The sequence below is a fragment of the Rossellomorea sp. DA94 genome (genome assembly GCF_029834455.1).
GTDB lineage: Bacteria > Bacillota > Bacilli > Bacillales > Bacillaceae_B > Rossellomorea > Rossellomorea vietnamensis.
On sequence record NZ_CP122397.1, the window covers coordinates 3,078,673 to 3,092,318 of the forward strand.

Annotated in this window: 12 protein-coding genes; 3 read left to right on the forward strand and 9 right to left on the reverse strand. The window is 43.6% G+C overall.

Features of this window, described 5'->3' with window-relative positions:
* Nucleotides 1-82 precede the first annotated feature (82 nt).
* The 5 genes from hemW to gpr all read right to left on the reverse strand — a co-directional run bounded on the left by hemW (nt 83) and on the right by gpr (nt 7,081).
* A complete protein-coding gene (hemW, locus tag P8596_RS16105) occupies nt 83-1,240 on the reverse strand; it encodes a radical SAM family heme chaperone HemW (RefSeq protein WP_224521049.1) in 1,158 nt (385 codons plus the stop codon).
* Between the two features lie 62 nt (nt 1,241-1,302).
* A complete protein-coding gene (gene lepA / locus P8596_RS16110; RefSeq protein WP_034757457.1) occupies nt 1,303-3,135 on the reverse strand; it encodes a translation elongation factor 4 in 1,833 nt (610 codons plus the stop codon).
* A gap of 1,035 nt (nt 3,136-4,170) precedes the next feature.
* Nucleotides 4,171-4,506: a DUF3679 domain-containing protein gene (locus P8596_RS16115; RefSeq protein WP_224519485.1), complete on the reverse strand. Its 336-nt coding sequence runs from the start codon at nt 4,504-4,506 to the stop codon at nt 4,171-4,173.
* Nucleotides 4,507-4,524: 18 nt separating this feature from the next.
* Complete coding sequence (gene spoIIP / locus P8596_RS16120; RefSeq protein ID WP_279724340.1) at nt 4,525-5,733, reverse strand: stage II sporulation protein P; 1,209 nt, start codon at nt 5,731-5,733, stop codon at nt 4,525-4,527.
* A gap of 238 nt (nt 5,734-5,971) precedes the next feature.
* On the reverse strand, nt 5,972-7,081 hold the full coding sequence (gene gpr / locus P8596_RS16125) for a GPR endopeptidase (RefSeq protein ID WP_224519483.1): 1,110 nt from the start codon (nt 7,079-7,081) through the stop codon (nt 5,972-5,974).
* A gap of 202 nt (nt 7,082-7,283) precedes the next feature.
* Between gpr and rpsT the strand changes: the two genes are divergently transcribed.
* The gene (gene rpsT, locus P8596_RS16130; protein WP_034757447.1) at nt 7,284-7,535 is read left to right on the forward strand and encodes a 30S ribosomal protein S20; all 252 of its coding nucleotides are present in this window, start codon (nt 7,284-7,286) and stop codon (nt 7,533-7,535) included.
* Nucleotides 7,536-7,574: 39 nt separating this feature from the next.
* Here rpsT and holA read toward each other — a convergent pair whose 3' ends face one another.
* Complete coding sequence (holA, locus tag P8596_RS16135; RefSeq protein WP_034760533.1) at nt 7,575-8,603, reverse strand: DNA polymerase III subunit delta; 1,029 nt, start codon at nt 8,601-8,603, stop codon at nt 7,575-7,577.
* A 294-nt stretch (nt 8,604-8,897) separates the two neighbouring features.
* On the opposite strand from holA, the gene P8596_RS16140 reads away from it, so the two are divergent.
* Entirely contained in the window at nt 8,898-9,032 is a 135-nt protein-coding gene (locus tag P8596_RS16140; RefSeq protein WP_034757445.1) for a YqzM family protein, read from the forward strand.
* 151 nt (nt 9,033-9,183) lie between these two features.
* Here the strand turns inward: P8596_RS16140 and P8596_RS16145 are convergent, their stop codons facing one another.
* The 3 genes from P8596_RS16145 to P8596_RS16155 all read right to left on the reverse strand — a co-directional run bounded on the left by P8596_RS16145 (nt 9,184) and on the right by P8596_RS16155 (nt 12,765).
* On the reverse strand, nt 9,184-11,436 hold the full coding sequence (locus P8596_RS16145; protein ID WP_279724341.1) for a DNA internalization-related competence protein ComEC/Rec2: 2,253 nt from the start codon (nt 11,434-11,436) through the stop codon (nt 9,184-9,186).
* Between the two features lie 16 nt (nt 11,437-11,452).
* Complete coding sequence (locus P8596_RS16150) at nt 11,453-12,016, reverse strand: ComE operon protein 2 (RefSeq protein WP_224519481.1); 564 nt, start codon at nt 12,014-12,016, stop codon at nt 11,453-11,455.
* Nucleotides 12,017-12,093: 77 nt separating this feature from the next.
* Entirely contained in the window at nt 12,094-12,765 is a 672-nt protein-coding gene (locus tag P8596_RS16155) for a helix-hairpin-helix domain-containing protein (protein ID WP_279724342.1), read from the reverse strand.
* Nucleotides 12,766-12,817: 52 nt separating this feature from the next.
* On the opposite strand from P8596_RS16155, the gene comER reads away from it, so the two are divergent.
* The gene (gene comER / locus P8596_RS16160) at nt 12,818-13,639 is read left to right on the forward strand and encodes a late competence protein ComER (RefSeq protein ID WP_034757440.1); all 822 of its coding nucleotides are present in this window, start codon (nt 12,818-12,820) and stop codon (nt 13,637-13,639) included.
* The last annotated feature ends 7 nt before the right edge of the window (nt 13,640-13,646 follow it).

Genomic DNA, 13,646 nt, shown 5'->3' on the forward strand with positions numbered 1-13,646 from the left:
GCACTCTACTAAGATGAGTGCTAAATCTAATTAATAAATTATCAAATCAGTAAAGGGATGTCAATATATTAGATTGAAGCAATTAAATTACACCCAGGAATGATTGAAAAACCTCATTCCCTAAAAAGCGCCCTTGTTTTGTAAGTGCTATTCTCTCTTCATTTACTGAGAGCAGTCCGCGCTTTTCCATTTCTTCGATGGATGGGCCAAAGACGGATTCTATGCTGGATCCGAATTTTTGTTGGAATATGGTTTTACTTACGCCTTCGACTTTACGCAACCCGAGGAACATTTCTTCTTCCATCATTTCGGCTTTGGTGACTCCATGCTCCTGGATGGTCGGAAGAGAACCTTCTGAAATCGGGTCCATGTATTTTTTTAGCGGTCCATAGTTGGAATAACGTACTCCGTTTATATAACCGTGTGCACCTGCTCCTAAACCATAATATTCATTATTGTCCCAGTAAACGAGATTGTGTTTGCTTTCAAATCCCGGTTTGGCAAAGTTACTGATCTCATATTGATTGATCCCATACTTCTCCATCGTTTCAATCAGGATCTCGTACATGGCTGCTTCCTGATCCTGTGACGGCAGTGACAACTTACCTTTTCTCATCAAATTATAGAAAACCGTTTTCGGCTCTACGATGAGCGAGTAGGCTGAGTAATGGGGAAGATCCAGGTCAAGGGCTTTTGTCAGTGTATCCTGAAAATCTTCTTCCGTTTGCCTTGGAAGACTATAGATCAAATCGATGCTGATGTTTGAGAATCCTACTTTTTGAGCGTTTTCTACTGAAGTATAGACATCCTCGCTTTTATGGGTACGACCGATTCCTTTCAACAGTTCATCATTGAAGGATTGAACCCCGAAACTCAACCGGTTTACACCGTGATCCTTTAGCACACGAAGTTTATCTTGTGTTAGATCACCAGGGTTTGCTTCGAAGGTGAATTCACCCTTTTCAAAGGGCAAATGGGTCGTGATGGATTCACACAGCGTATCGAGCTGACCAGCATCCAATGACGTCGGCGTACCACCTCCGACAAAGATGGTGTCCAGTTTCTCAGAAGCTGAGACTCTATGTTTCATTTCCTGACCCAGGCTGATTAAGTATTCATTTACGGGCTGGCCTTCCAGGAAAACTTTATTAAAATCACAATAGTGGCAGATATGTTCACAAAAAGGAATATGAATATAAGCTGATTTAACCAAGATTATCCCTCCTTTGGGGGCATTCATAGAGAAAAGGGGGTAAGCTGTGCTTGAAAACAAGCCACTTTCCCCCTTTATCTGCATGACGATTATTTTTTATCCGTATCATCCATTTTCAGGACGGCCATGAAGGCTTCCTGCGGAACTTCAACATTCCCAACGGACTTCATACGTTTTTTACCTTCTTTTTGTTTATCAAGAAGCTTACGTTTACGGGAGATATCCCCACCGTAACATTTTGCCAGTACGTTCTTACGGATGGCTTTAATGGTCGATCTTGCTACAATCTTCTGTCCGATCGCTGCCTGTACGGGTACTTCGAATTGTTGTCTCGGGATTAATTCCTTCAATTTCTCAACAATCAGCTTCCCGCGTTCATAAGCAAAGTCACGGTGAACGATAAAGCTCAGGGCATCGACATTTTCAGCGTTCAGCAGGATATCCATTTTCACAAGCTTGGATTCCTTGTATCCGATGAGCTCATAATCAAATGAAGCATACCCTTTCGTATTCGATTTCAACTGGTCGAAGAAGTCATATACAATTTCAGCTAGCGGGATTTCATAGACGATGTTCACCCGGGTATCATCCATATACTGCATATCGATGAAGTTTCCGCGTTTTCCTTGACAAAGCTCCATGACGGCACCTACATAATCGTTCGGAACCATGATCGTTGCTTTAACATAAGGTTCTTCAACATGATCGACCTTTTGTGGATCCGGCATCATGGATGGGTTATCCACCTTCACTTCTTCACCGTCCGTCAATTTCACATGATAGATTACGCTAGGCGCAGTCGTGATCAGGTCGATCTTGAATTCCCGTTCGATCCGTTCCTGAATGATCTCCATATGAAGAAGACCGAGGAATCCACAACGGAATCCAAACCCTAATGCCTGTGAAGTTTCAGGCTCGAATTGAAGGGCAGAGTCATTTAATTCAAGCTTTTCAAGCGCTTCTCTCAAATCGTTATAACGATTTGAATCAATCGGATATAGACCGCAGTAAACCATCGGGTTCATTCGTCGATAACCAGGCAATGCTTCCTGTGCAGGTTGATCGGCAAGTGTGATCGTATCCCCTACACGGGTGTCCCCGACGTTCTTGATTGCTGCAGTCAAATATCCAACATCCCCGACCGTCAATTCCTTCTGACCCGTGGCTTTCGGAGTGAAAACACCGATCTCAGTCACTTCAAACTCTTTCCCTGTCGCCATCATGCGGACCTTATCCCCTACCTTGACGCTTCCATCCATCACACGGATGTAGGCAACGACTCCCCTGTAGGCGTCATATAAAGAGTCAAAGATAAGGGCTTTCAATGGTGCATCTGGATCCCCTTCTGGAGCAGGCACCTTTTCCACAACCTGCTCGAGGATCTCTTCAATCCCGATTCCGGCTTTGGCTGATGCAAGGACCGCTTCGGATGCATCCAGACCAATGACGTCTTCCACTTCCTGACGAACTCTCTCGGGATCGGCTGCCGGAAGGTCGATTTTGTTGATGACGGGCAGGATTTCCAAGTTATTATCCAAGGCAAGATACACGTTTGCAAGCGTCTGGGCTTCAATCCCCTGAGCGGCGTCCACTACAAGGACAGCTCCCTCACAAGCCGCTAAACTACGGGATACTTCGTATGTAAAGTCTACGTGCCCCGGTGTATCAATCAGATGGAAAATATATTCTTCCCCATCCTTTGCCTGATACTTTAATTGCACAGAGTTTAATTTGATAGTGATTCCACGCTCTCTCTCAAGGTCCATGGAATCCAGCAATTGGGCCTTCATTTCACGTGCCGTCAATGCTTTCGTCTTTTCTAATATACGATCGGCAAGGGTAGATTTCCCATGGTCGATATGAGCTATAATGGAAAAGTTTCTAATTCTCGATTGTCTCTCTAATTTCTCTTCACGGTTCATTATTCGTTCAACTCCTGTTATTTCCACACATGTACACTATTTTGAATTATAGCAGTAGACTATACATTATTCAATGTAAACTAAAAGGCCTGTTGGGAATTGACCGATTTCCTTGTATTTACAAGAGGTTGAAATATATCTAAATCTATTTCCTCTAAAGGCGAACAATCAAAAAATAAGTGGGGATCACTTGTTACACCGCTTTTGATTTCCGTGCAAGACTTCGCTTTCCTCGGGCGGAAGGCAAGCCTCCTCGTCGCTGACGCTCCTGCGGGGTCTTACCTATTCCGCTTTTCCCGTAGGTGTCTACGTCTTGCACTCCAATCAAAAGCTAGATCCTGTTTTATACAGTGTATATGCTTTGGCAAAATTAAAAAGGCAAATTTCACCTAACGAATTCGGTTTTAAAGTGCACAATTTGAATTAGCAGTGAAATGAACACGTAAAAAAGCTCGTAGCCATTATGCTTCGAGCCGTTTTTGTGTTGAATAAGGAAAGCCGTTTCCCTTGCGTTTGAAAATAAGCGGAAAAATTCCGTTTAAATTGGAAAATACGACTATTTCATCAATAATAGCCGGAGTTTTTCCGCTTATTGAACAATATCCGTTGAATATTATTTAATATTGAGGAGTTAAGCGGAATTTCTCCGCTTATATCAGCGTTTTAGCTCTCCTCCAGCTGCCTTAGCCGGAATTTCTCCGCTTAAAAACCTGCCACCAAAATGGAAGCATTTAAGCAGTATGCTTCTTTGCTATTTTACTTTAACAAACATCATTTCCTCACCATGGTTATTCTATTCCTACTAAGGCTATAGTTATCGAATGTTCGATCACAGCAACTGACTTAATAAAGTTTATGTATCCAATAGGCTTTCCGCCATCTCGCGAAAAGCGAGCACCTGTATCGAAAAAAACCACTACTCACTACATCAAAAGGTAAATGATAATTCCGAACGACTTCGAATTTAGAAAAATGAATATCGAATGATCGTTCGGATTTTTTTAACTAAATACTTCTGTCTCAGCCTCTATACGTTTAAATGAGCGAAGCAATGACGTCCACTATTTTATTGGTGATGCTTTCAATGGTATCCGCTATTACTTTTCCGATGGAAGAAAATACATTAAAGGCCTTCATTTCTTCTAGCTTCTCTTTCTTTTCAGTCAGGGTTTTGGAATCTACCTCATTCCCGAGGAACGATGCCTCGACATTTCCCTCCACATTCTGGTTGACGTCAACAGGAGAGGTGAAGTTCTGCTGTTCATGTCCCTTCATATCCACGATTCCTTGATTGGCATATTGCATCCCGATCAGGACTCCGATAAATAATGCCGTTATGAGAAATGCACATTTAAAAAAGAATTTCGTCATGTTCATCCATCCTTTTCATTACTGTCTTACAGCAGGGGTCTTGAGGGAACCATCCACCTTTTCTGCCTGCCAATAATAGTCAGCAAATACATCAGCGAAAGCGTCTGCTGTCCTCTCCAGTTCCTCAAATGTATTATCCACCCCTCCGAATTCAAGGAGCATGGCGTTTCCAGAAAGATCCTGATTGAATTTACCGTTTGTGCCACTGCCCTTTTTCGCTATGACTCCACGTGAAATCCCTTTATATTTTGATTCCAATCGCTTATGAAGTTCGGTTGCCAGTTTCAGGTTCTGTTCATAGTTCGGATGCTCTTCCCCTACAACAAATGCAAGCTTCGCGTAGGATTTCCCGCCTATCGTCACGGTCGTCATGTCTCTTCTCTGTGAATCCCGGTGAATATCCACCATATACAACAAATCTTTATTGCTGGTCATGGCTGCCTGCACCAGCGGCCTTGACTCCTGATAAGCTGCCCAGTAGTCAAGTCCCTTATGGTTTAAGTTTTGGATGACATCGGTCTTATCGATGCTTGTCCCAATCCCCTCGTCCTCCAATCCCGTCTTCACCATTTCACCCACCTTGGTGACATTGATTTTGGAATGCATGGCGGAATCCGGGTTCGTCACTCCCTCCAGATAAGGAAGGTAGGATTCCCTCGTATGGGTGAAGTAAAGAAGGACCGTCTTTTTATTTCCTGTGGATAATGGCGGCGCTACGTCCCCGCCTTTTTGATTGGTTTCTTTCAGATCACCGACATTTTTGAGTTGCGCTTCATTTTCAGATTCCAGGGCTTCGGGTGGGGGGACCGATTCAATCGGCATATTCGTGAAGTCCGTCCCTTCCCCTGCCACCAGGATATCCCCATCGAAAATCGAAAAACCCGGCAGTTCACGACCGAGAAAGCTCCGGGGATCTTCGAAACTTACGTTGGTCGCCACCTGAAATAATATGGATGAGAAGCTTGGGAGGGCCTGCTCCTCTTCTGTCAATATTTGATTAAAGGACCTGTTTTCCAGAGCCAATAGTTTATATAATGTTTCACCCTTCACACTGGAAGCCGCTTGATTCAACGAATTCGACGTTATTCTATATTCAGGGTTGAAGGAAGTGAGGATGCCGACCATCGAAAAAACAGAGAGCAATCCTGCAATGAAGATCAGCGTCCCTTTCAATATCGTAGACATTTGAATGGCAATGACATAATTAGAGTCTTTGTACGATCTCATTCTCCCACCCTTTCTTTTCTCTACTCTAGTACAACCTATGACAATGATAGAGATAGTAGAACTGTATGTAGTAGTCATTATGAGATGATTGGTCGAAAGTTAAACGGTGGAGTCTAGTATTTTTCGTGATGGGAAGTTGCTTTCGGATGGATTTTGATGAGAAAGGGACAACTTTTCCCCATACTAAAAACGCCTCGAGGTCCACACTCACCCTCGAGGCGTAATCATCCAACTCCATTTATCTTGTCTGATACCCCGTATTCTCCTGATTCACCGCATCATGGAGCGCCGCATTGAGTCCGCTTGCGATGAGGTTCGACATGTCCTCCATGAACACATCCACTTCTTTCGGTGTGACCATCAGGTTATGGCCGAGGGGAGACAGGACTTCATGAATCAGTTTTCGTTTCTCCTGATCTTCAAGAGTCCCGACGATCCCCATGAATGTTTGGCGATGCTGTTCTTCCGGGAGATCTTCCTCTGTCAATTTCCTTCTCTCACCGAAGCTTAATCCTGCCGGCGCAAGCGATCTTGATGGACGGTCGCCTTCTCTCATTTCTTTTCCAAAATGTTTCAAGAGGAAATCGACTGTATCGCTGACGATTGTCACAGCATCGAGCACAGTCGGAACACCGATGGCAATGACCGGGACACCCAGTGTTTCTTGATCCAGCCCTTTTCGTTTATTCCCCACTCCAGACCCCGGATGGATTCCGGTATCCGATATTTGGATTGTCGCATTGACGCGTTCAATCGACCGGGAAGCCAGGGCGTCGATGGCGATGATAAAGTCGGGTTTGGATTTCTCCACCACTCCGAAAATGATATCGCTCGTTTCAATCCCTGTCAGTCCCATGACACCCGGAACGAGGGCACTGACCGGCCGATACCCTTCTTCCACCGATTCAGGCTGAAGTTCAAATAAGTGCCTCGTCACAATGACATCTTCACATACCCTTGGTCCGAGGGAATCAGGAGTCACATTCCAGTTTCCGAGACCCACGATTAAGCAGCTTGCATTTTTGCTGATTTTGTTATTAATCAAGAATTGGCTAAGTTCATTGGCGAATACCTTTTCAACCCTCTGCTGCAGCTCTGTATTTTCTTCACGTATACCATGAGCCTCTATGGTTAAATAGTTTCCCGGTTTCTTGCCGATTTTTTCTTCCCCTTCAGGTGTCACCGTGACCAGGGAAACCTTCACTCCGTCTTCTTCTCTTTCTTTAAACATCACACCTTGAATGGAAGACGTATTTTCCGCTTTATTTGCATCCACCATTTCTTTTGCTTCCACGGCAAGATCAGTACGAATGGAATATTTACTAAGATCGATTTCTTCTTTTTTCATTGTGACTCTACCTCCAGGCTTGGGATATTATCCAGTATTTTTTTATGTTTACCTTTTTGGTATGTGTTCATTCACTTGTTTAATTTCGTTCCATAGTATTGCAATATCACTGTCCGTTTGATAAAATATCATTTGTTCTTATTGTTTAGGAATTTAAATCGAGTCACATAGAATCTCGATCCTTTTATAGGAGGTGACAGGAATGCCAAATATCAAATCAGCTATCAAACGCGTAAAAACAAGCAACGAGCGTAACGCTCAAAACGCTGCAGTAAAATCTACTATGCGTACTGCTATCAAGAAAGCAGAAGCAGCAGCGACTAACAGCGCTGATAATGCGAAAGATCTAGTAACTGAAGCGGTACGTCAATTAGACAAAGCAGCTCAAAAAGGTCTTATCCACAAAAACGCTGCAGATCGTCAAAAGTCTCGCCTAATGAAAAAAGCGAACTAATTGAAAAAAACCACCGAACCAATTGGTCCGGTGGTTTTTTTATGTAAAACTTTGATCATGAAGTTTAAACAGGAACATTTCAATCATCAGTTCTTTCTTGATCTTTCCTGATTTGATTTCATAATCTCCTTGTGAAAGGGTATCGATGATATGGGCCAGCTGCTTATCATTAAAATGCTTCGCCTGCCCGGCTGCAAGTTTTACCCTGAACGGATGCACTTTCAAGGTCGAAGCAATCTTTTGTTGGCCGTAGCCTCTGCGTGAAAGCTCCTTTGTGCCATAAATGAGGCGGAACTGGCCTGCGAGGATCGCCAGGATTTTGAGTGGTTCCTCATTTTGTTTGAGCAGATCGTAATAGATCCTCAAAGCCTCATCGATCCTTCTGTGCACGACTTTGTCCACTAACGTGAAAATGTTTTGTTCCAACGATCTGGCCGTTAACCGCTCAACAACCTCCACATCGATCCGGTTCGTATCACTTGCATACAAAGAAAGCTTATCCAATTCCTGAGTGAGCATCATCAGATTGGTGCCTGCTAATGTCAGCAGTAATTCAACTGCATCTTCGTCGATCTGTACACTATTACCGGCAGCACGTTCCCTTACCCAGGATTTTAATTCATGCTCATTCAACTTTTTGGCTTCGACCACCTCAGCACTCTTTTTTAAGGACTTGGTAATCTTTTTACGCTCGTCCAGCTTTTCATAATTCGCCGTGATGACAAGGATGGTGTACGGTGCAGGTGATTGTATGTATTGTTCAAAACGCTTGATGTTATGCTCTACTTTTTCTTTTGTTTTTTCAGCAGTCAAAAAAACGGGATTTTGGATAACGACGACTCTTCTTTCTCCCATGAACGGAAAGGTTTCCGCGTCTTCTATCGCTACTTCTATCGGTGTTTCCTCGAGATCATAGCTTGAAAAATTAAAATCCATTTCTTCTTCTGAAATGGCCCTTGAGACAATTCTTTGTTTCGTTTCATTAATAATAAATGACTCATTTCCGTAAACTAAATATACAGCGGCAAATTGAGATTTCTCTATTTTTTTCCATGTATCGATAACCAAGTCAGCACTCTCCATTAAGTCTTTTCTCTACTCTATGGTAAAAAAGCTTTCTGGTTTTGGCAAGGGGTAAAGGGGACATCCCTCTTATAGGACACCCCCTATATCTATATTAACGTTGACGGATAAGACCTAGGAACCTGATCCGTCAACGGTATTTCCTTTGTATTGATTAGTGTCACCACACACCCATGAACTTATGGGTGACAACTCTTGTCAGTAAAGGAAAAAGTAAAGGGAAGTATAGATTTTTCAGTAGCGTTGTTCTATACTAGAATAGAAATAGGAGGGGTAATTGTGAACCAATTTGAAAAGAATGTACAATCAAAAAGAAATGATGCAGTAGATTCAGGTGTAGCATTCGGTGTTTCTTTTGGATTCTTTGCATTAATGTTCATTATTGCAACAGCGATCAAATTAATCGGATCTTAATGAAAAATAGGAGGCAGGCCTGTAAAGAAAACGGTTACTTCAACTTCCATATATGGTACTTTCGGTATCATAAAGATGGTTTGAATGCCCTGATTCTTTGCAATAGGTCTGCCCCTTTTTCATTAGCGCTTAATTTGTTTTGTTCTACATCCTATGGCAGGTGGGCTGAAAACGTTCCTTTTTTATCCCAAAAACGATAGGTGATCGCCCCGTTCACAGCCGTATTGTAAATTGTCAGTCCCCTTTCCTTTAATCGCTCCACCACTTCAGGGTGAGGATGCCCGAAGCGATTGGTTTCTCCCGCAGAAATCACCGCCACACGCGGCTCCGTTTCATCGAGGAACGCTTCCGATGTACTTGTATTGCTGCCATGATGACCGACTTTCAACACATCCACAGGAAGATCGAATGTTGTAACGAACGCTCTTTCCCCTTCCTTCTCCAGATCCCCTGTAAACAACCATTTCTTTGATCCGATTTCACCGTATAGAACAATGGAGTCATTATTCCCTTCATACTCTTTATCAAGGGGGGATACGATATGCAGCCCATCACGGTCTCCACGCCAGTTATCCCGATACATCACTTCTTTGACAGGAATCCTTTTTTCCTGCGCCATCTTAACAATCCGGTCCACCTCCACCTTCTCCCCGCTGCCGGGACTGATCAATAGTTCTCCTACTTTCATTTCGTTTAATACTGCTTCCGATCCGCCTATATGATCAAGATCTCCATGAGTTAAAATCAATGCATCAACGGTCGTAATTCCTTTACTTTTTAAAAAAGGCACCAAAATGTCCTCCCCTACCGAAAAACGGTTCTTTTTCTCCTCCCATTCTTCTTTCGGGAACGGGATTTCCCCTCCTGCATCAATTAAATAGGTGCCGTGATTGTATGGCAGATCGATCAGGGTTGCATCCCCCTGACCCACATCAATGAAGACAATTTCTCCATAAGGATGGTAGTTGTTCAAGACGAGGTGTAGGAAGGTAAAAAGAAAAAGCAGACCGACGGAAAGGTATTTTCCCTTCTCCATCCCAACGAATACGAAATAAATCAGTATGAGATACCCCAGGAGAAGAAGAACATTCGGCCTCCCCATCACCAAGGTGCTAAATGGTAAAGAAGCAACGGCAGAGGATAACCATTGAATTCCTTCCAGCAGAATGTGATAAGGGAACATGGCCCATCCGGCCGATACTACTGAAATGAAGAGATAGATGAGGATGGCCATCGGAAGGATGATGATGGAAAAAAGCGGGACGTAAAAGAGATTCGTCAAAAAACCGATCAGAGAGAACTCATAGAAATGATAAATCACGAAGGGAAGTGAAGACAATTGGGCCACCATTGTGACGGTGACCATTTGTTTGAAGGAAGAAGAACTCTGTAAAATGGTCCTGGAAGAAAGCACAAGTGAAAAACTGACGGCGAATGAAAGCTGAAAGCCCACATTGAATACCGAGAAAGGTTCGTATAAGACAATGAGGAGGAATACTGTGGCCAGGCTATCGATTGCACTGATATTCCTGGAGGTTTGTTTGCCGATGATGAGGATGATCAGCATGAAGGATGCCCGTACAACAGAGGGAGAGCCACCGGTCAATACGATATAACATAGAAGAAATAGAATGCCTGACAAGGATGCTGCTTCCCTTGTCAGGCCAACCCTTAATAAAAGGGAATGAAGTATCGCAAACAAGAGTCCCACATGAAGACCTGAAATGGCAAGGAGATGAACGACACCGAGCTCCCTGAATGCCTTCATGGTATCCTCTGTAATCATCCCTGTCTCACCGAACAGTAATGCCTGAGTGATACCAACCGTTGAAGGGGGAAACTCCCGTTCAATTCTTTTCAACCCCTGAAATCTAAGCTGTGTAAGGCCATTTTTCCAGGTACTTCGATCCACACATCCCTCGAATCCCTGTACTTCAAGGATCCAATACACCCCTTGATGGGACAGATAGTCTTTATAATCGAAGGAATTTGGATTTTTACCGTGTTGAGGTTCTGCCAGCTGTCCTTTTACTTTGCAAACAAATCCGGGACTCACTTCTGCAAACCGCCTTTTTTCCTCTTCGGTATCAAAATAATAACGAATCAGGATTTTCTCATTTTCTACTTTTGCAAATGAAACAAAGGTGCTTCCGTCAATGGTGGGGATATCATCTATAAATACTTGATGGTTGGACGGTTCAGACTGAGGGGGGAAATTTGATTTCTGGTTTTCCTCATGTAAAAAGGAGTGAAAGAAGGAAACGGTCACCAGGAGGAATGAAACGAAAAGGATGGGTCGGGGCATTTTTCTGAGGAAAAGGGAAAGGAAGAGGAGAACAAGGACGACAGCACCCCAAAGGAATTGAAGTGCCAGCAAAGTCCCTGATAGAACCGACAACGCCAAATAAACGCATAGGCCCCTACTCATTAAAAAGCTTTATGTATTCTTGCTCATAATGACGAATCTTCTCCTCCGGAAGTCCCTGCTGCCGCAGATCTTCTATCAACTGGATCATGAGTGTTGCCTTTTCCTTGTGTTTTACATCGATACTGCTTTCCTGGAAAGGTACTTTTTCCACATGGACGCCTGCCTTCTCGAACAGCTCGATGGCGTAAGGATGATTTTTATAATCTTTTGCATAGTAAACCGTTTTGATGCCTGCCTGGATGAGCGCCTTGCAGCATTGAAGGCAAGGAAAGTGCGTGACATATATGTCCGCATCCTCCGTCCCGACCCCGAACTTAGAACATTGCAGGAGTGCATTCATTTCTGCGTGGATGGTCCTCACACAGTGATTATCAATGACATAGCACCCTTCATCTATACAATGATCTCCACCGGCTATGGAGCCGTTATAACCTCCTGCTATGATCCGCTTATCCCGGACGATGGTTGCTCCCACCGCCAGTCTCGTACACGTGCTGCGGAGGGCCAGCAGTTGACTCTGAGCCATGAAATATTGATGCCATGCGATTCTTTCCATCACCATTCTCCCTTCCTTTGTTCTGCTCTTTATTTTAATGCTTGTTTAAGTGTATAAAGTCTTCCTGCCTCCGTCAATCATTGGACAAAAATATGTTCTTTTAATTTCTCGAACGTTTTTTCTCCAATTCCTGAAATGTTTGTTATTTCTTCAATAGAGTTGAACGGACCATGTTCTTCACGGTATTGGATGAAGGTGGCGGCTTTCGATGGTCCTATTCCGGGAAGGGTTTCGAATTCGGCTTGTGAGGCTGTATTGATATTAAGTTTATCCTCGCCTGATTCTGTCCCTTGAGAAACAGGGGCAGAAAGCGACTGCGGCGATGTTTCCATTTCACCGATTTTTGGGACATAGATCATCATTTCGTCCGTAACTTTCACGGCAAGATTCATCAATTTTTTGTCTGCATCCTTTGTGAATCCCCCGGCCCTGTCTATGACGAACTTAAGCCTGTCCCCCTGCTTCACTTCATAAAGACCGGGCTTCACCACCTCTCCCTTAACGTCCACATACACTGTTTCACGACTCTTCTCTATTTCAGGCGTTTCTGGCTTTTCTGGCTTTTCTGGCTTTTCAGGTACTTTCACTTCTGCTGCTGCAGTAAAGGAAGGTTTTTCAACATGAGGTTGTGAAGCATTTTTCAATATATACCCAATCAGGAAAACGGCACAAATCGCGAAGATCACAAGGATCGTTCGGTACTTTTCGATTAAGGACTGCATGGAAATCACCTCTGGTGGAATATTCATTGCAAGGAATTCATACCTTTTAGGAGAGAGTGGGAAAGAAGGAGGGCTGAACATGAAAATAGGTATCATCGGAACGGGAAACATGGGGAAAATCATAATTGAAGCTCTCATTGAATCACAGGCGATTTCTCCTTCACATCTTCATATTACGAATCGTTCATTAAAAAAAGCCGAGGATATAAAAGAGAAATTCCGCAACGTGAACATAGGTCGCACGAATGAAGACGTCATTTCTTCATCTGATCTGGTCTTCATCTGCGTCAAGCCGCATGATGTATATGATGTGATTCAAGAGAATAAGAAAAACTTCACGAAGGACAAATGTGTCGTTTCCATCACAAGCCCGGTAAGTGTGAATCAGTTGGAATCCTTATTACCCTGTTCCTGCGCACGATTCATTCCAAGTATTACGAACCGCGCACTGAGCGGTGTGTCCCTTCTAACATATGGAAGTCATTGTTCAGATAAATGGAGACGGGAATTAACGAAGATTGCCGGACATATCTCTACTCCAGTCGAGATTGATGAAAATGTAACTCGGGTAGCATCTGATATCGTCAGCTGCGGGCCGGCTTTTTTCAGTTATGTGACGCAGCGGTTCATTGATGCTGCAGTGGAAGTGACAGAGATCGATCATGAAACCGCCACTGTCCTCGCATCTGAAATGCTGGTCGGTCTTGGGGATCTGTTAAAGAAGAATATTTATACGTTGCCGACACTTCAAGAAAAGGTTTGTGTAAAAGGAGGGGTGACCGGGATCGGGATTTCTGTAATGGAAAGAGAACTGGGAGATGTTTTCGAGAAACTTTTTGAAGCCACACAAGAAAAATTCGTGGATGATATTGAAGGAACCAAATCACAATTCGGGGTCTAGAGTGACT